16 protein-coding genes are annotated in these 16,907 nt (G+C 65.9%); 10 read left to right on the top strand and 6 right to left on the bottom strand.

Features of this window, described 5'->3' with window-relative positions; translation table 11 throughout:
- Nucleotides 1-153 precede the first annotated feature (153 nt).
- The 3 genes from ACFR9U_RS18435 to ACFR9U_RS18425 form a co-directional block, all read right to left on the bottom strand.
- The gene (locus ACFR9U_RS18435; protein ID WP_247378611.1) at nucleotides 154-1,152 is read right to left on the bottom strand and encodes a right-handed parallel beta-helix repeat-containing protein; all 999 of its coding nucleotides are present in this window, start codon (nucleotides 1,150-1,152) and stop codon (nucleotides 154-156) included.
- A 789-nt stretch (nucleotides 1,153-1,941) separates the two neighbouring features.
- On the bottom strand, nucleotides 1,942-3,168 hold the full coding sequence (locus ACFR9U_RS18430; RefSeq protein ID WP_247378610.1) for an orc1/cdc6 family replication initiation protein: 1,227 nt from the start codon (nucleotides 3,166-3,168) through the stop codon (nucleotides 1,942-1,944).
- A 375-nt stretch (nucleotides 3,169-3,543) separates the two neighbouring features.
- Nucleotides 3,544-4,446, bottom strand: a complete 903-nt coding sequence (locus ACFR9U_RS18425) for an isocitrate lyase/PEP mutase family protein (RefSeq protein ID WP_247378609.1) — start codon at nucleotides 4,444-4,446, stop codon at nucleotides 3,544-3,546.
- Between the two features lie 184 nt (nucleotides 4,447-4,630).
- Between ACFR9U_RS18425 and ACFR9U_RS18420 the strand changes: the two genes are divergently transcribed.
- The 4 genes from ACFR9U_RS18420 to ACFR9U_RS18405 all read left to right on the top strand — a co-directional run bounded on the left by ACFR9U_RS18420 (nucleotide 4,631) and on the right by ACFR9U_RS18405 (nucleotide 9,492).
- Nucleotides 4,631-6,181 carry an acyl-CoA carboxylase subunit beta gene (locus tag ACFR9U_RS18420; RefSeq protein ID WP_247378608.1) on the top strand — a complete coding sequence of 517 codons (1,551 nt, stop codon included), beginning with the start codon at nucleotides 4,631-4,633 and terminating at the stop codon, nucleotides 6,179-6,181.
- A 2-nt stretch (nucleotides 6,182-6,183) separates the two neighbouring features.
- Nucleotides 6,184-6,501: an acc operon protein gene (locus tag ACFR9U_RS18415; protein WP_247378607.1), complete on the top strand. Its 318-nt coding sequence runs from the start codon at nucleotides 6,184-6,186 to the stop codon at nucleotides 6,499-6,501.
- Nucleotides 6,502-6,605: 104 nt separating this feature from the next.
- Nucleotides 6,606-8,459 carry an acetyl-CoA carboxylase biotin carboxylase subunit gene (locus ACFR9U_RS18410; protein WP_247378606.1) on the top strand — a complete coding sequence of 618 codons (1,854 nt, stop codon included), beginning with the start codon at nucleotides 6,606-6,608 and terminating at the stop codon, nucleotides 8,457-8,459.
- 64 nt (nucleotides 8,460-8,523) lie between these two features.
- The gene (locus tag ACFR9U_RS18405; protein WP_247378605.1) at nucleotides 8,524-9,492 is read left to right on the top strand and encodes a biotin--[acetyl-CoA-carboxylase] ligase; all 969 of its coding nucleotides are present in this window, start codon (nucleotides 8,524-8,526) and stop codon (nucleotides 9,490-9,492) included.
- Nucleotides 9,493-9,514: 22 nt separating this feature from the next.
- Here the strand turns inward: ACFR9U_RS18405 and ACFR9U_RS18400 are convergent, their stop codons facing one another.
- The 3 genes from ACFR9U_RS18400 to ACFR9U_RS18390 form a co-directional block, all read right to left on the bottom strand.
- On the bottom strand, nucleotides 9,515-9,970 hold the full coding sequence (locus ACFR9U_RS18400; RefSeq protein WP_247379033.1) for a universal stress protein: 456 nt from the start codon (nucleotides 9,968-9,970) through the stop codon (nucleotides 9,515-9,517).
- A 61-nt stretch (nucleotides 9,971-10,031) separates the two neighbouring features.
- On the bottom strand, nucleotides 10,032-11,057 hold the full coding sequence (locus tag ACFR9U_RS18395) for an amidohydrolase family protein (RefSeq protein ID WP_247378604.1): 1,026 nt from the start codon (nucleotides 11,055-11,057) through the stop codon (nucleotides 10,032-10,034).
- Nucleotides 11,054-12,286 carry an HD domain-containing protein gene (locus tag ACFR9U_RS18390; protein WP_247378603.1) on the bottom strand — a complete coding sequence of 411 codons (1,233 nt, stop codon included), beginning with the start codon at nucleotides 12,284-12,286 and terminating at the stop codon, nucleotides 11,054-11,056. Before ACFR9U_RS18390 ends, ACFR9U_RS18395 begins: the two co-directional genes overlap by 4 nt.
- Nucleotides 12,287-12,401: 115 nt before the next feature.
- On the opposite strand from ACFR9U_RS18390, the gene ACFR9U_RS18385 reads away from it, so the two are divergent.
- Genes ACFR9U_RS18385 through ACFR9U_RS18360 form a run of 6 tightly spaced genes read left to right on the top strand, consistent with a single transcriptional unit; the run spans nucleotide 12,402 to nucleotide 16,882 of the window.
- Nucleotides 12,402-13,196: a DUF7537 family lipoprotein gene (locus ACFR9U_RS18385; RefSeq protein ID WP_247378602.1), complete on the top strand. Its 795-nt coding sequence runs from the start codon at nucleotides 12,402-12,404 to the stop codon at nucleotides 13,194-13,196.
- Between the two features lie 49 nt (nucleotides 13,197-13,245).
- Nucleotides 13,246-14,238, top strand: coding sequence for a 2-phospho-L-lactate transferase (cofD, locus tag ACFR9U_RS18380; RefSeq protein WP_247378601.1), 993 nt, complete (start codon nucleotides 13,246-13,248; stop codon nucleotides 14,236-14,238).
- Nucleotides 14,235-14,990: a tRNA-dihydrouridine synthase gene (locus ACFR9U_RS18375; RefSeq protein WP_247378600.1), complete on the top strand. Its 756-nt coding sequence runs from the start codon at nucleotides 14,235-14,237 to the stop codon at nucleotides 14,988-14,990. The genes cofD and ACFR9U_RS18375 overlap by 4 nt, the downstream gene beginning before the upstream one ends.
- Complete coding sequence (locus ACFR9U_RS18370) at nucleotides 14,987-15,856, top strand: triphosphoribosyl-dephospho-CoA synthase (protein WP_247378599.1); 870 nt, start codon at nucleotides 14,987-14,989, stop codon at nucleotides 15,854-15,856. The genes ACFR9U_RS18375 and ACFR9U_RS18370 overlap by 4 nt, the downstream gene beginning before the upstream one ends.
- The gene (locus ACFR9U_RS18365; protein WP_247378598.1) at nucleotides 15,853-16,281 is read left to right on the top strand and encodes a hypothetical protein; all 429 of its coding nucleotides are present in this window, start codon (nucleotides 15,853-15,855) and stop codon (nucleotides 16,279-16,281) included. The genes ACFR9U_RS18370 and ACFR9U_RS18365 overlap by 4 nt, the downstream gene beginning before the upstream one ends.
- Complete coding sequence (locus tag ACFR9U_RS18360) at nucleotides 16,274-16,882, top strand: DUF447 domain-containing protein (protein ID WP_247378597.1); 609 nt, start codon at nucleotides 16,274-16,276, stop codon at nucleotides 16,880-16,882. Before ACFR9U_RS18365 ends, ACFR9U_RS18360 begins: the two co-directional genes overlap by 8 nt.
- Nucleotides 16,883-16,907 lie beyond the last annotated feature (25 nt).

Genomic DNA, 16,907 nt, shown 5'->3' with positions numbered 1-16,907 from the left:
CGGCTGCGGATCGAACTGAATCTGGCCGTCTAACGACAGTTGGAACTGGCCAAAAGATGCTGTCGCACTCGCGAAAAAGTGGGTACGTCACCGAGTACCGAGCGGTGCTGGCACGAAAAAGAGGAAGTCGTTGCCCGCTCGGAGGGAGGGTGGTTACAGGCCGATGTCGTTGTGACCGATGTCGACTTTCACCGAGTCGATGATCTTGATCTGTCCCTTGTAGTTGTCCAGGATCGTGTTGTCGTCGACTTTGAGGTCCTTGACCTTGTAGACGCTCAGTCCGTACTTCTTGTTCTTCCGAATGTCGTTCTTGATGATTTCCACCTCGACGCTCTCACCGACGCCGTCGACGTCGATGCCGTTCTTGCCGTTCTTCTTGATCTCGTTGTCTTTGACCTTCACGTTGTGGAGCTTGGGACCCATCTTGTTGGTCTCCAGCTCGAGTCCTTCTCCACCGTTCTTCTTGACGTGGTTGTTCTTGACGACGCTATCGTGGACGCCGTCGAGGTCGATGCCCTCTCCAGGGTTCTGGGGCAACTGGAGGTTCATCGAGGTTGTCTGCACTTTGCCGTTCTTCCGCACTTGGTTGTCTAGGACCTGGGTTTCACCGCCCTCGATGTCGATGCCGTCCCACGTGTTCTTGGCCACGTAGGATTCTTCGACTTCGCTCTCGTCGACGTTGTCCATCTCGATGCCTTCGTCACCGTTGTTCTTGACTCGGCTGTCGTAGACACCCACGAAGCTGGCGTCGTTCGCGTCGATGCCGTCGTCGATGTTGTCGTGCGTGTCAACGTTTTCGAGCGTGACGTGACCCGAGAGGATGCGGATGCCGTCGTCGAAGCCAGTCACCTCGACGTTCTCGATGGTGACCTCGTCGTCGTTGTCAGGGGTGTCGATGCGGATGCCGTCGTCACCATCTTGGGGCGTCCCATCATCGAACTGGATGAGGTTCCCCTGTCCGTCGAGGGTCACGTCGCCTGCCTCGATCGAGATACAGGGTTCATTGTCGTTTTGGTCATCAGTGAGAGTCCCATCGAGCACGTAGTGACCGGGCTCGTCGATGGTCGTACAATCGTCGATTACTTCAGGCTCTTCACCGGCCGCGACTGCGGGCATCGTCCCCATGGCCGCGAGCGCGACCAGGAGTGCCACAGCGACGGTCCTGTATGGGTGGTTGGATACCATACACCCAGTGATTCCATGGATTCTCGTATTGTAATCCCGCGGCTGAACTGTTGAAAACACCTCCGCTGGAAACCGGTAACAGTGGCTTAGTCCGCGAGATAGTTTCGACCGGCCCCACTCGATTTCCACCTGCTTGCCGGACGGTTAGACCACCCTCACGCTCGGGTAGCGAACTGATGACCGGCGGTGTAGATTCCTGAAACCGCTGCTTATCCCGATTTTCTCTCCCTAACTCGTAGGGGTTCCGTGCCCCAATCGAACGTTCAGTTATCGCTTCGTTGCGGGATTTCTCCCACCGGAACAGGCAATCTGAGTCTCATATCCGTAGCGATCAATCCGGGAACACTGCAGTCCGTGTCGGTCGTTGTTCGGTCAGTCGAAATCGGTGCTGTCATCGCTGTACCGGGCTTCTCGCTCTCGATACCCCGCCACGAACGTCGTGGGTCTCTCGAAGCAGACTCCCACGCCCGTCGTCGTCCCTCGGTGGCGGTCTCGGTTCGTCCGGGACGCGTTTCTCCGGACTGGTCCCCACAATCGCACAGAGACACACCACTGTTACAAGTGAAACTCCAGATGCGAATTTCGGTGAGAAGAACACACCACCGTTGCAAGTGAAGGTTGCGGGATGGGAATTCCTTCACTTGTAGCAGTGGTGTCCCGGGGCCCGGTGTGTTCGAGTGTTTTGGGAAATGTGGTGTGAACCGGCAGGTGGGACGAGCGGTTCGTCCGGTGGCCGTCGGCTCGCCGGTGCGCGACTTACCCGACGTTGTTCATCACCGCGATCTCGCGGATCGTTTCGATCTCGCGGTCGAGTCGGAGGACGTCGTCCATCGCGTCGATCGCACTCGTGAAGGGAACGTCGAGTTCGTAGCTGTAGTAGTTGCCGCGGGAGCCGCTCCGATTTTCCTCTGCAGAGAGGATGCCGAGCATCCGGAGGTCAGACAGGTGGTTGTGGACCGAGCGCTGCGCGAGCGTGTCCATCCCCGACGACTCGCACAGGCGCGTGTACTCCTGATAGATGTCGCTCGCTCGGCAGGGCGTCTCGTCCTTCGCGGCCTTCGAGATGACGGTCAGGAGCGCGAGTCGACCGTGAGCGGTGAGTTCGCGCATTCCCTCCTCGACGCGCTCCTGTTCCAGTTTCGAGCGGGCGTCGTCGACTTCGGCCTCGGTGATGGTGTCTGCGTCCCTGGTTTCGGCGAGTTCGCCCGCGAGGCGGAGGAGGTCAAGCGCCTGGCGGGCGCTCCCGCTGTCACGGGCGGCGACTGCAGCGCAGAGGCTGACGACGCCGGATTCACACCCCTCGTCGACGACCGCGACCTCCGCCCTCGATTCTAAGATGTTCTTGAGTTCGGTCGCATCGTAGGGCGGAAACTGCAGTTCGCGCTCACAGAGCGTGTCCTTGACCCGCGGGTCGAGCTGCTCGCGGAACTTGAAGTCGTTGCTGATGCCGATGAGGCCGACCTTCGCCTCGTCGAGATAGCCGTTCGAGCGTGCCCGCGGCAGTTCGTAGAGGAGTTCGTCTTTCTCTCCGATGGAGTCGACCTCGTCGAGGACGATGAGGATGGTGCCGCCGACCGCTTCGAGTTCCTCGTAGAGCTTCTTGAAGACGGTCTGCTGTGGGTACCCCGTCGAACTGATCTCGGCGCCCGTCGGCCGAAGCGTGTTGACCAACTCGACCGCAACCTGGTAGGAGGAGTTGAGCGTTTTGCAGTTGACCGAGATCACGGAGAGGGAGACGTCGTCGTACGCTTCGACGTCATCCTGCAGCACGTCGAGGAGATACTCGGTGACGGCGGTCTTCCCGACCCCGGTGTTACCGTAGATGAAGATGTTGTTCGGTTCCCAGCCGTCGACGATTGGCTGGAGCGCGTCCATGTACGCGTCGATCTCCTCGTCGCGCTCCTCGATCGAGTCCGGCTGGTAGGATTCTCCCAGCGCGTCCTTGTTCTTGAATATCCGACGCTTCCGCTCGAACCGAGGCATACCCTGGACCTGACGTAGCTGGCATATAAAACCACCCTTTCATCTGTTTCAAGTGAATCTCCAGTACCACACCACCGTTGCAGGTGAAGCGCGAAAGACGACGCTGTTACCGACCGACACACCATCCTTTCATCTAAAGTGCTGACATATCGTCCGCTGCTGGACGATTCCCGGGAGGGCAGTTCTGTTAGCTCCTCGGGGGGCGGTGGTCAAAAGCCTACGGTTCGCAGGTCAGTCGTGTCAATCCGGCGACGACGAGTTCGCACGTGCGTTCCTGTTTTCTTCGAGAGGGCCAGCTGGCGCCGGCCGAATTCGCGTCCAGGTGTCCCTCTCTCGGGCGGCTTCACTTGCAACAGTGGTGTGTGACTGGGCTGATCACTCCATTCTCTCGTCCGCGTCGGTCTCCATGGCCGCGTACCGGGCTTCTTGCTCTCGGTACCCCGCCGCGTCGACCACCTCCTCGAACTCCTCGAAGGAGACGCCCTCGACGCCCGCCGTGGTTCTCTCGGTCGCCAGCGTCTCGTAGGCGTCCTGCATGGCCTGCGTGGCCGCAAACAGCGCCGTCAGCGGATAGACTGCGATGTCGAATCCGATCGATTCGAGCTCGTCGGCGGGTAGAACCGGTGTCTTCCCGCCCTCGACCATATTGGCGAACGTCGGCACGTCGAAGGCGTTGGCGATGCGCTCCAGTTCCGCGCGGGACTCGGGCGCTTCGACGAAGACGACGTCTGCGCCCGCCTCAGCGTACGCGTGCCCACGCTGGATCGCCTCGTCGAGATCGAGCGGTTCGCGGGCGTCGGTGCGACCGACGATGACGAACTCGGAGTCACGTTCCGCGCGGACGTCGGCGGCCGCGCGGATGCGCCGGACGTGCTCTTCCTCGTCGACGACTCGTTTCTCGTCCATGTGCCCGCACTTCTTGGGCCAGGCCTGGTCTTCGAGGATGACGCCAGCGACGCCCGCGTCGACGCACTCGTGCATCGTTCGCCGGACGTTCAGGACCGACCCGTAGCCGGTGTCCATGTCCGCGACGAGCGGGACGTCGATGCTGCTGGTGAGGCTATCGACGCGATCGACGTTTTCGGCCATGGTCAACATCCCCATGTCGGGTACGCCGAGCGTCGTCGCTGCGATGCCGAAGCCGGAGGTGAACACGGCGTCGAACCCGGCCTGCTCGGCCAGTCGCGCCGAGAGTGCGTCGAACACGCCGGGGAGTGCGACGGTTCCGGGTCTATCGAGCAACGCGCGGAGCCGCGCCGCCGGTGTCTGGTCGTTCATGCAAGCCAGTCAGACACCACCGCAATAAGCGTTGATAGCGTGCCACCGTCCGGCCAGCGTTAAGTGCCTCAGGGTGGATAGCTCATAATTGAAAATGAACGTAGATCGCCGTCATAAACCTTTTTCGCACCTCTGTGTGTTCATCGCCCATGGACGGGTATCCGATCTCTGGATGTGATCTCGTATGACGATGGAAGATCGCGTCGAGGAACTCCGAGAGAAGAAACGCGAAGCGGAGCTGGGTGGCGGTGAGGATCGGATCGAAGCCCAGCACGACCGTGGGAAGATGACCGCGCGCGAGCGCATCGACTACTTCCTCGACGAGGGGACGTTCAACGAGGTCGACACGCTCCGCGAACACCGCTCGACCAACTTCAACATGGACGAGCGTGAGATGCCCGGCGACGGCGTCGTCACCGGCTACGGCGAGGTCGACGGCCGCAAGGTGTTCGTCTTCGCGCACGACTTCACCGTCATGGGCGGGTCGCTCGGCGAAGCGTTCGCCCAGAAGGTCTCGAAGATCATGGACAAGGCCATCGAGACCGGCTGTCCGATCATCGGCCTCAACGACTCTGCCGGCGCTCGTATCCAGGAGGGAATCGACTCGCTGGCGGGCTACGCGGACATCTTCCACCGCAATCAGCTCGCCTCCGGTGTCGTCCCCCAGATCTCGGCGATCATGGGTCCCTGCGCCGGCGGTGCGGTGTACTCGCCGGCCATCACCGACTTCATCTTCATGGTCCAGGACACCAGCCACATGTTCATCACCGGTCCGGACGTCATCGAGACGGTCACCGGTGAGGAAGTCGGCTTCGAGGAACTCGGCGGTGCGAAGACCCACGCGACCGAGAGCGGCGTCTCCCACTTCACGCGCGCCGCAGAGGAAGAAGCGCTGGACGACATCAAGTTCCTTCTCTCCTTCCTCCCGCAGAACAACGTCGAGGACCCGCCGCGAGTCGAGCCCTGGGACGACCCGGACCGCGAGCCGGACGACCTCATGGACATCGTGCCGGACCAGCCCCAGAAACCCTACGACATGCGCAACGTCATCGATCGGGTTCTCGACGAGAACTCCTTCTTCGAGGTCGCCGAGGAGTACGCCCGGAACCTCACGATGGGCTTCGCTCGGCTCGACGGGCACTCGGTCGGCGTCGTCGGCAACAACCCGCACGTCAACGCGGGCACGCTCGACATCGACGCGTCGGTCAAGGGCGCCCGATTCGTCCGGTTCTGTGACGCGTTTAACATCCCCATACTAACCTTCGTCGACGTGCCCGGCTTCATGCCAGGCACGGACCAGGAACACAATGGGATCATCAAGCACGGGGCGAAGCTCCTGTACGCGTACTCGGAGGCGACGGTGCCGCTGCTGACCGTCATCACGCGGAAAGCCTACGGTGGCGCCTACGACGTCATGGCCTCCAAGCACGTCGAAGCGGACGTGAACTACGCGTGGCCGACGGCCGAGATCGCCGTCATGGGCCCACAGGGTGCCGTCAACGTGCTCTACGACGACGAACTCGCCGACGCCGACGACGTGGAGGCACGTCGCCAGCAACTCATCGACGAGTACCGCGACACCTTCGCGAACCCCTACACCGCTGCGGAACGCGGCTTCGTCGACGACGTGCTCGAGCCACAGGAGACGCGCAAGCGGCTCATCAGCGACCTCGAGGTCCTGCGCTCGAAACGGAAAGACAACCCGGACCGCAAACACGGCAACATCCCGCTCTAATCATGGCAGCCGATACCGACGGCGAGGCGACGCCTGACGGACCGACGCCGGACCCGACGCTCGTCGAGGCGGTCGTCGAGGCCGTTCCGTCTGCGACGGCGGACCAGGCGGCCGCGATCGCCGTGGCGATCAGCGCGCACATGACCGATCGGCAACGGGCGGCAGCGGCCGCCGAATCCGAACCCGAACCCAGTTGGGACGGGAAGCAGTGGGCGTACGCCGGTCGCATCCAGCAGACGCTCAAGCGAGACGTCACTCGCGTTCCCCGCGGCACCCCGACCGACGAGTGGACCGCTGCAGGCCGCGCGGACCGACTGTAAGCACGCTGACCGGTCTGAAACCGGTTTTTTACAGTGCTACGCGTCACGGTTTTTGGATTGCAGGTGCGAATACTTTTTTAAGCCGACTCACGGTAACTCACCGTATGTTCGACAAAGTGCTCGTGGCGAATCGGGGAGAGATCGCCGTCCGGGTGATGCGCGCTTGTGAGGAGCTGGGCGTCGAAACAGTCGCTGTATACAGCGAAGCGGACAAACACGGCGGTCACGTCCGCTACGCCGACGAGGCGTACAACGTCGGGCCCGCGCGCGCGGCCGACTCGTATCTCGATCACGAGGCTATCATCGAGGCCGCGAAGAAAGCCGACGCCGACGCGATCCATCCCGGCTACGGGTTCCTCGCCGAGAACGCGGAGTTCGCGCGCAAGGTCGAGGACACCGAGGGGGTCACCTGGGTCGGTCCAGCTGGCGACTCCATGGAAGGCCTCGGCGAGAAGACCAAAGCCCGGAAGACGATGAGCGAGGCCGACGTCCCCATCGTCCCCGGGACGAAAGACCCCGTCACAGAACCCGAGGAAGTCCGCGAGTTCGGCGACGAACACGGCTATCCCATCGCCATCAAGGCCGAAGGGGGCGGCGGTGGCCGGGGGATGAAGATCGTCAACAGCGAAGACGAGATCGAAGACCAGCTCGAAAGCGCGAAACGCGAGGGCGAAGCCTACTTCGACAACGACTCCGTCTACCTGGAGCGCTTCCTCGAAGGGCCGCGCCACATCGAAGTGCAGATCATCGCCGACCACCACGGTAACGTTCGCCACCTGGGCGAGCGTGACTGCTCGCTCCAGCGTCGCCAGCAGAAGGTCATCGAGGAGGGGCCGAGCACCGCACTCAGCGACGAACTCCGCGAGAAGATCGGCGAAGCCGCACGCCGCGGTGTCAAGGCAGCCGACTACTACAACGCGGGGACCGTCGAGTTCCTCGTCGAGGACGACCGCGAGGAGGACACGGAACTCGGTCCGGACACGAACTTCTACTTCCTCGAAGTCAACACCCGTATTCAGGTCGAACACACCGTCTCCGAGGAGATTACCGGCATCGACATCGTGAAGTGGCAGCTCCGGGTCGCCGCCGGCGAGGAACTCGACTTCGAGCAGGAGGACGTCGAGATCGAGGGCCACGCGATGGAGTTCCGCATCAACGCCGAGAACGCGGCCAACGACTTCGCGCCGGCGACCGGCGGCGAACTCGACGTGTACGACCCGCCGGGCGGAATCGGCGTCCGGATGGACGACGCGCTCCGCCAGGGCGACGAACTCGTCACCGACTACGACTCGATGATCGCGAAGCTCATCGTGGCCGCCAGCGACCGCGAGGAGTGTATCCAGCGCTCGAAGCGTGCGCTCCGCGAGTACGACGTCGAGGGCATCCCCACGATCATTCCGTTCCACCGGCTGATGCTCAACGACGAAACGTTCGTCAAGGGGCTCCACCACACGAAGTACCTCGACGACGAACTCGACCCCGAGCGCATCGACGAGGCTCAGGAGAAGTGGGGCGCGAGCGACGACGAGGCAGCGAGCGCCGAGGACGACGAGGAGGTCGTCGAACGGGAGTTCACCGTCGAAGTCAACGGCAAGCGATTCCAGGTCGAACTCGAAGAACGCGGCGCCCCGCCGATCCCGACCAGTGCCGGGAACGGCGGCAGCGGCAACCAGCCCCAGCGGCCGTCCGGCGGGAACAGCGGCGGCGGTGGCGACGGCGGCAGCGCCCAGGCCGCGACGGCCGAAGGCGAGACGGTCACCGCCGAGATGCAGGGGACCATCCTCGAAGTCAACGTCGAGGAAGGCGACGAGGTGGGTTCGGGCGACGTGATCTGCGTGCTCGAAGCCATGAAGATGGAAAACGACATCGTCGCCCCCCGCGGCGGCGAAGTCGCCCAGGTCGCCATCTCCGAAGGTGAGAGCGTCGACATGGGCGACCTCCTGATCGTCATCGAGTAACGTCGCGACTCGTTTTCTGCCGGTCGACAGCATCACTTACCTGCAAGCCGCCCGAGGCTCCGCTATGCAGGAGACGCGCCATCGCGTCCTCGACGCACTGGCAGACGGCCCGGTTTCGGGCCCCGACCTCGCCGACCGGCTCGACATCTCGCGGGCTGCGGTCTGGAAGCACGTCGAGGCGCTTCGAGAGGACGGCTTCACCGTCGAGAGCGGCGACGACGGCTACGAACTGACGGCGGTTCCGGAGTTCGGCGGGCCGGCCGTCGAGTTCGGACTGGAAGCACCGTTTTCGGTCGAATATCACGACACGATTCCGAGTACGAACAGTCGTGCACGGGAGCTCGCTGCCGACGGCGAGTCAGACGTGGTCGTGCTCGCCGACGAACAGACCGGGGGCAGGGGACGCCTGGACCGCGAGTTCGCCTCGCCGAGCGGCGGCATCTGGCTCTCGATCCTGTTTCGTCCCGAGACGCCCCCGGCACAGACGCCGATCTTCACGCTGGCGGCGGCCGTCGCCGTGACCAGGGCAGCGCGGGAGGCTGGCGTCGACGCGGGGATCAAGTGGCCGAACGACGTTCTCGTCCCCGCGGAAACGAGAGCCCGTCAGACGGGGCCTGACGACGGCTTGGTTGACGGCGAGAAACTCGTCGGCATCCTCACGGAGATGGAAGGCGAGGCTGACCGCGTGTCGTGGGTGATCGTGGGAACGGGGATCAACGCCAACGTGGACACAACAGACCTGGTCCCCGAAGCGACGAGTCTCCGCGAACAGGTCGGAGACGTCGACCGCCGGGTGTTCACGCAGCGCGTCCTCGAGGAGTTCGACGCACTCCGTTCCAACCCGGATCAGATAGTACCTGCCTGGCGAGAGCTCTCGTCGACGCTCGGCCAACGAGTCCGCGTCGAGACGCCGGGCGGCGAGGTCGTCGGTGAGGCGGTCGACGTGGAGTTTCCGGGCTCGCTCATCGTCGACACCGACGAGGGGACGGTCCGGGTGACGGCCGGAGATTGCGAGCACCTGCGACCCGAGTGAACGTTCGGAACGAGCGACCCTGCTACCTGCCTTCGAGCGACAGGGGTGGCTCGGTCACTCTGACGGTCAGCACCGGCACGTCCGAGGTCCGGACCACGCGCTCGGCCACGCTACCCAGGAGTAGACGATCGAGGCCGCCGCGCCCGTGGGTTCCCATGACGACGAGATCACAGTCGTCGTCGCGGGCGTGGCTGACGATCTCAGCACTCGGCGACCCCTCCGCAACGATTCCTTCGACCTGCGCTCGGTCGCCGACGACCTGCTCGACCTCGTTGAGTGCTTCCTGTCCCTCCTCGTGAAGCAGGTCCGCGATCCCCTCCCAGGACGTCTCCATCGGGAGACTGGTGAAACTCGTCGAATCGACCACGTACAGGGCGTGAATCAGCGCGTCGTGTTCGGCGGCCAGGTCCGCCGCGTGGTCGATGACGCGGTTCATCCCCGCCGACCCGTCCGTCGGCAGGAGAATGCGCTTGTACATTGGTACCAACTAGCATAGTGGGCGCCGGGCGGCTTAACTGTTCCCCGGGGACCGCCGGCGATCAGGCCGACTTCTCCAGGACGACGTCCTTGACGTCGCTGACGCCCGCACGGCGGACGACCGCGCGAACGACGTTCTGTGCGCCGACGAGGTTGTGCGAGTCCCCGTCGAGGACCAGCAGCTTCGCGTCTCGACCCGGCTCGACGACGCCGCAGTTCAGGTCGGCGATCTTCGCACCGTGGTGGGTCGCCATCTTCAGGACCTCTCTGGCCGACACGTCGCCGAGTTTGGCGGTGAACTCCATCTCGCGGAACATCGAGGGGCTGTTTAGCATGACGTTGTCCGTCCCGAGCGCGACGGTGGTGTGCTCGGCGAGTTCGGCCACGTCCGGGAACCCGACGTTCGTCACGAGGTTCGACCGCGGACAGATCACGATGGGAACCTCGTTGTCGGCGACCCGCTCCAGGTGGAGCGGCTCGGTATTGACCATGTGGACGAGGAAGTCCGGGTCCAGGTCCAGCGCCGGGTTCACGTCGTGACTGTCGCGCTCGCCCGCGTGAATCCCGAACAGCTTGCCGGCGTCCCGCGTCGCGTTGCGCTCGCGACCGAACTCCCCGTCGCGGGCACCGCTCGCGCCGAACCCGTCGCTCGCTTCCATCGCGTCGACGGTCTCGCGGCCGAGGACGACCGGCTCGACGTCCAGCGGTGCGGCCGCATCTCGGATGGCGTCGACGCCCTCGACGCCGCCCTCGCGGAACTCGATGCAGGCCGCGGTGCCGCTCTGTTCCATGTACTCCAGCGAGTGACGCATCCCCGCGACCATCTCGTCGCGGCTCGCTGCGCGGAGCAACTGGTGTTTGAGGCCGTCCGGTGGCGCGACCAGTTCGTCCAGGTCGAGCCCCTCGCCGGCTTCCTTGGCAATGGAGTCCCCGATGTGGGTGTGGGCGTTGACGAACGCCGGGAGGATGACGTCGTTACTCCGCGCGGTCGTCTCTTCCAACGCGGTGATCTCGCCGTCCTCGACGACGACGCGCCCCTCGATCGGCTCGAACTCCGGCCCCCTGAGGACTGTGCCTTCCAGGATCATGGCTCCCCCTGGAAGTCGTCGAGCGTCGTGTGGAGGCCGGGGCGGGTCTCGTTGACGAGTGCGCCGTCGATGTCGAGGCCCAGCACGCGGCTGGCGGCGTGGCCGACGCGTTCGCTGACCGCCGCCGGGGCGTAGACGCCGAGTCGCCACTGGTCGTGCTGGACGGCTCGCAGCGCGCCCACCAGCGTGGACTGGTCGCCCAGCGGACGCACGTCGCCGTTGACGAGCACGCGGCTGGTCGACTCTTTGATCTCTGGCTTGCCGGGCACGTCGATGATGACTTCGGAAGGATCGACCTCTGCCTCGTCCGCGATGGCACGCTCGTCCTCGCGAATGCCCTCGTGGTCGCGTTCGAGGAGCGCCTCGGGCACGTCGGGCATCTCGGCCCAGACGGCCCGCTTGTAGAGGTCGCGGTACGTGAGCCGGCGGGCCATCTCCTGTGTCTCCCCGCAGGTCCGGAGGCTCACGATGAGGTCGTGGTCGTCCATCCGGCGCAGTTCCTCCGCGCTCGCGTCCGACGCTTCGAGCAGCCGCTCGCTCGCACGCCGGAGCATCGTCTTCGAGATGCGCGCGGTGTGGTGGCCGTAGACGGTCGGCGTCATCAGCGCCCGCGCCACCAGGAGGCTCTCGGCGGTCTGGACGTTGCCCTCCTGTAAGACGAGTTTACCGTCGACGAACTGCAGCGCGCGGACGAGCCGTTCGTGGTCGATGGTGCCGTAGGGGACGCCGGTGTGGTGGGCGTCGCGAACGAGGTAGTCCATGCGGTCGACGTCGAGTTCGCCGGAGACGAGCTGACCGAGCTTGCCGTCGCCGGCCACGAGGTCGGCGATCTGGTCGGGGTTGAGCCCGTGGTCGGCCAGGACGCGAGCGACGTCGCCCTTCTCCAAGAGTTCGTGGACGTCGTCGTGCCACTTCCCGGTGTGACGGTGGACGACGTCCTCGATGTTGTGGCTGAACGGCGCGTGGCCCACGTCGTGGAGGAGCGCGGCGGCGCGGACCCGTTCGGCCTGCTGGCCTTCGATGCCGAGGTGGCCGAGCGCCTCGTTAGCGAGATGATAGACGCCGAGGCTGTGCTCGAAGCGGGTGTGGTTCGCAGATGGATAGACGAGTGTGACGGTCCCGAGTTGGCGGACGTGCCGGAGCCGCTGGACGGTGGGGGTATCGACCAGGTCCTGGGCGACGCCCGTCACCTCGATGTGGTCGTGCACACTGTCCTTGATGCTCTTCATTGCGCCCGGCTTCGAACCGACGGTACAAAAGGCCCCGCACGTCCCTGACGACCATCTGGCACCTGCTGATTCGAGTCCGGTTCTTTCAAGCCGTCCCGCCGGATTCACCCCACTGATGAACCGACGCACTGTCGCACTACTCGTGCTCGCCGCGCTGACAGCACTGAGTGGGTGTGCCGGCTTTCTCGGCGCCGATTCGACCGAGACGCCGACGACCAACGCGACGGCCGGATCCGAGACCCCGGTCCACGATCTCCCGCTGAACAGTAGTACCGTGCTCGATGCGAACAGCGCTGCGCTGACCGACGCAGGGTCTTTCACCTACCACCAGAACGCGACTGTCAGACTGACTGGCAACGAGAGCGGCATCGTCAACTACAAGAACGTGACGGGGCCGACCAATTTGACGACCGACCGCATCTTCACCCACGAGCGGATCGCCCTCCAGCCGCGACGGGATACGTACGTCGACGGGAACGGAACGATGTATCAGCGCCTGTGGTCCTCGCAGGACACGGCGTACCGCGTCAAGGGCGGGGCCACGGCGAACGCGACTCCCTACCTCGAACCGCCGCTGCGGGGGCACCTCTCTGGACTGAACTTCTCGGCGGCCGGCACGTCGTCCGTCGACGGCGTGACTGTCGACACCTACACCGTGACCGATCTCAGCCAGGTCGACCGACAGACCCACGATACGAAGGTGTTCCCGGCGCAGAACCTCGGCTCGATCTCGGTGACTGTCGCGATCGATCGGCGGGGCATCGTTCGCTCGTTCGACTACCACGCCACGGGAACGAACGCGAACGGCGACGCGCTCAGTTACCACCTCTCACTCGGGTACACTGACGTGGGCTCGACGACCGTCGCGGAACCGGAGTGGCTGTCCGAGGCGCGCAACGCCACGGAATAACACCTCCGGTGACGAAAGCGTTTAGCCCGACGCTTCCAGAGCCAGGAGTATGGTGACGTTTCTCTCCGGTGGAACCGGGACGCCGAAACTCCTCCGGGGCGCCGACGACGTGTTCCCGCCAGCCGAGACGACCGTCGTCGGGAACACCGGCGACGACGTCGAACTCGGGGGGCTACTCGTCTGCCCCGACGTCGATACCGTCCTCTTTCTCGGCGGCGACGTCCTCGACCGCGAGACCTGGTGGGGGATCGCCGACGACCCGGCGACGACCACCGAGGAGCTCCACCGGCTCGCCGAGGCGGCCGGCCTGGAGAGCGGCCCGCGATACCTCCCCGAAGACCGCCAGACCGACGGCCGGCGGATCGCCCGGTGGCGGCGGTTCTCCGGCGTCGCGGAGTTCATGCACATCGGCGACCGCGACCGCGCGGTCCACCTCACGCGGACGAGCCTGCTCGACGAAGGTCACTCGCTCACCGAGGTCACGCGCACGCTCGCCGACGCCTTCGACGTACCCTGGACGCTCCTGCCGATGAGCGACGACCCCGTCGCGAGCATCGTCCACACGCCCGAGGGGCCGATGCACTTCCAGGAGTTCTGGGTCGGCCGCGGCGGCGAGCCGACTGTCGAGGACGTGGAGTTCCGGGGAGCTGCCGATGCGACTGCGACCGACGCCGTTCTGACCGCGCTCGAAGACCCGGTCGTCGTCGGCCCCTCGAATCCCGTCACGAGCATCGGGCCACTGCTCGCCGTGGACGGCATCGAAGACGCGCTCCGCGAGACGCCGGTCGTCGCCGTCTCGCCGTTCGTCGAGGACCAGGTCTTCTCCGGCCCCGCCGCGAAACTCATGGACGCCGTGGGCTACGACCCCTCGACGGCGGGCGTCGCTGACGCCTACGACTTCGCCGACGCGTTCGTCCTCGACGACGCGGACGGCACCGACCTCGACAGCCCGGTGGTGCGGACCGACACGACGCTCGACACCGAGGCCGACGCGGCGCGCGTCGCTCGCGCCACGAGGGACGCGCTGGAGGCAGTCCGATGACGCTCGACGTCCAGCCCCGCGTCGTCCTCGCGAGTCTCAGCGGCGAGTCCGACGCCGAGTGGGCCCGCGCCGGCGCGGACTACGCGGGGGCTGCTATCCTTGGCGGGATCGCCCTCGACGAACCCACCCGCGCGGCCGCCCGCGAACTCGTCGCCCGCGACCGCGAGGAGTTCTTGCCCGACGATCCCGTCGCGTTCATCGACCGCCAGCTCGCGACGGTGGCCGACGCGGACCTCCAGCCGGGATTCAACGTTCGGACGACCGCCCTCGACCCGCTCCGGGAGGCTGCCCAGGTGTGTCGCGAGCGGGGTGCGATCCTGGAGGTCAACGCGCACTGCCGGCAGGACGAGATGTGCGCAGCCGGCGCCGGCGAATCGCTGCTCCGGGACGCGGATCGTCTCTGTGAGCAGGTCCGGACGGCTGCCGACACCGGCGCGACGGTGAGCGTGAAGGTCCGGACCGAAGTCGACGGCGTGGACCTGCCCGAGACGGCACGACGGCTCGACGCTGCGGGCGCGGACGTGCTCCACGTCGACGCGATGGATTCGGAGGCAGTCGTCGCGGACGTGGTCGCGGCCACCGACTGCTTCGTCGTCGCCAACAACGAGGTCCGCGACCGCGAGAGCGTCCGCGAGTACCTGGAACACGGCGCCGACGCGGTCAGCGTCGGCCGGCCGAGCGACGATCCCGCCGTGCTCCGCCGAGTGCGGAACGCGACCACCGAGTGGTTCGCCGCGGAGGGCGAAGCGTGACCGACGACTCGGACGCGCCGGCGGCGCCGCCCGAGCGGACCGTCGTCCAGAACGCCGAACTCGCGCTCCTGCTGGAGGTGACCGGGACGCCGAAACCGGGCAACGTCGATCGCGCCCACGAGTACGACGACCTGCGGTTCGAGCACTTCGTGGTCGGCGCGGTCGGCGCGCGACCGGGACTCCGACTGGCCGCCGACGGCGAGCGACTGGGTCGCGCCTTCGAGCGCGCGGTCGCCGGGATGAGTCGACAGTCCGGGGGCAACACGCAGTTCGGGGCGCTCCTCGCGCTCGTTCCGCTCGTGCAAGCGGCCGCGACCGGTGACCTGACCCGCGAACGCGCTGGTGAAATCGCCGCTGCGACGACCGTCGACGACGCGGCGGACTTCTACCGAGCGTTCGAGCACGTGAGCGTCGCCGTCGACGACCCGCCCGATGGGCTCGAACCCCTGGACGTCCGTCGCGGCTCAGGAGCGGTGCCCGCCCTCAGGGAGCGACAACTGACGCTGTACGACGTCATGGAGCGGAGTGCGGAGGTGGACGGGATCGCCCGGGAGTGGACCGGCGAGTTCGAGCGGACCTTCCACGCGGCCGACCGCCTGCTCGCGCTGGACGGATCAGTGGCCGACCGGGCGGCGCGAGTTTTCCTCGAACTGCTCGCCGCGGAGCAGGACACGTTCGTCGCGATCCAGCACGATCGGGCGACCGCCGAGGAGGCAACGGAGCGGGCGTCCGCGGCCCTCGAGGGGGACACCGACCCGTGGACGCTGGCCGACGAGTTCGTCGCCGAAGACGTCAACCCCGGGACGACCGCAGACCTTACCGCCGCGGCGCTCTTCGTTGCACTCGAACGAGGACTCGACGTGTGACCGACGACGACAGACTCCGGATGACCGACGAGGGCGGGACGCTGGCCATCGGCGCCGGCGTGACAGTCGCCGTGCTGGGGTACGCAGTCGTCGCGCTGGCGACCGGCATCGAGCGCTCGGCGTCGCTGACGACCGTCCTCCGTCCGGGAGCGCTCGGACTGCTCGCCGGCGCGCTCGTCGCCGGGTGGCTCGACGGTGGTTCGCTCCGCCGGAGCGCCGACACCGGCTTCCGGGCCGTCTTCGTCGGGACGACGCTCGCGCAGGGCGCACTCTTCTTGCGCGCCGACGCGCCGGCGCACTTCCTGTTGCTGGGCCTGATGGGAACTGCAGTCGGCTACGCGCTGCCCGGTGCGTTGTTCGGTGCGCTCGGGAGTGCGCTCCGTCGCCGATTCGACCGCGATCCGGAGGCGAAGCTGGATGTCTGAGGACGAATCGGCGGCGTGGCCGGTCGCTCTCCGCGGCGTCACGGAGTCGGTCGTGACGACGCTGGGACCGAACGAGCTGTGGAACGTCGCGGCGCTGGGACTGCACGCGCCCGAGGACGGCGACCAGCGGGTCACGGCACGCACCTGGGGCCGAACCCGAACCTGGCGGAACTTCACGGAGCGCGGCGGTGGCTACGTCCAGTTTACCACCGATCCCCTGGATTTCGTCGAGGCCGCACTGACGACCCGCGAGGAAGCCGAGCCTGTCCTCGATAGCGCCGACGCCTGGGCGCGCGTCGAGGTGGACCGCCTGGACGAAGGGCGGCGAGGTGGCACCCAGTGGGTCGAGTGGGCGCTCAGCCCAACTGAGACGGCCGTCGAACACCGGACGGTGCCGACCACGAATCGTGGGTACTACGCCGTCGTCGAGGCGACCGTGGCGGCCTCGCGGCTGGACGTGCCGTCCTACGACCGCGAGACGCTGCTCGATCGGTTGGCGTACTTCGCGGAGGTCGTCGAGAAGTGCGGTGGGGAGCGAGAGCGAGCGGCGTTCGAACGGCTGCGGGAATCGGTCGATGCGGACCTCCCGTTCGACTGGTGAAATCCGAACCCTTTTTCACCGTCAC

This window comes from Halorientalis brevis (assembly GCF_042678165.1).
GTDB lineage: Archaea > Halobacteriota > Halobacteria > Halobacteriales > Haloarculaceae > Halorientalis > Halorientalis brevis.
The sequence above is the reverse complement of the archived record's forward strand: the minus strand, read 5'-3'. Positions and strand labels throughout refer to the sequence as shown.

Excerpts from the sequence above, each read along its gene's own strand:
- ACFR9U_RS18375 (WP_247378600.1), top strand. The coding sequence starts at position 14,235 with ATGACGCTCGACGTCCAGCCCCGCGTCGTCCTCGCGAGTCTCAGCGGC.
- ACFR9U_RS18405 (WP_247378605.1), top strand. The coding sequence starts at position 8,524 with ATGCAGGAGACGCGCCATCGCGTCCTCGACGCACTGGCAGACGGCCCG.
- ACFR9U_RS18360 (WP_247378597.1), top strand. The coding sequence starts at position 16,274 with ATGTCTGAGGACGAATCGGCGGCGTGGCCGGTCGCTCTCCGCGGCGTC.
- ACFR9U_RS18395 (WP_247378604.1), bottom strand. The coding sequence starts at position 11,057 with ATGATCCTGGAAGGCACAGTCCTCAGGGGGCCGGAGTTCGAGCCGATC.
- ACFR9U_RS18400 (WP_247379033.1), bottom strand. The coding sequence starts at position 9,970 with ATGTACAAGCGCATTCTCCTGCCGACGGACGGGTCGGCGGGGATGAAC.
- ACFR9U_RS18425 (WP_247378609.1), bottom strand. The coding sequence starts at position 4,446 with ATGAACGACCAGACACCGGCGGCGCGGCTCCGCGCGTTGCTCGATAGA.
- ACFR9U_RS18415 (WP_247378607.1), top strand. The coding sequence starts at position 6,184 with ATGGCAGCCGATACCGACGGCGAGGCGACGCCTGACGGACCGACGCCG.
- ACFR9U_RS18420 (WP_247378608.1), top strand. The coding sequence starts at position 4,631 with ATGACGATGGAAGATCGCGTCGAGGAACTCCGAGAGAAGAAACGCGAA.
- cofD (WP_247378601.1), top strand. The coding sequence starts at position 13,246 with ATGGTGACGTTTCTCTCCGGTGGAACCGGGACGCCGAAACTCCTCCGG.
- ACFR9U_RS18390 (WP_247378603.1), bottom strand. The coding sequence starts at position 12,286 with ATGAAGAGCATCAAGGACAGTGTGCACGACCACATCGAGGTGACGGGC.
- ACFR9U_RS18410 (WP_247378606.1), top strand. The coding sequence starts at position 6,606 with ATGTTCGACAAAGTGCTCGTGGCGAATCGGGGAGAGATCGCCGTCCGG.
- ACFR9U_RS18385 (WP_247378602.1), top strand. The coding sequence starts at position 12,402 with ATGAACCGACGCACTGTCGCACTACTCGTGCTCGCCGCGCTGACAGCA.
- ACFR9U_RS18430 (WP_247378610.1), bottom strand. The coding sequence starts at position 3,168 with ATGCCTCGGTTCGAGCGGAAGCGTCGGATATTCAAGAACAAGGACGCG.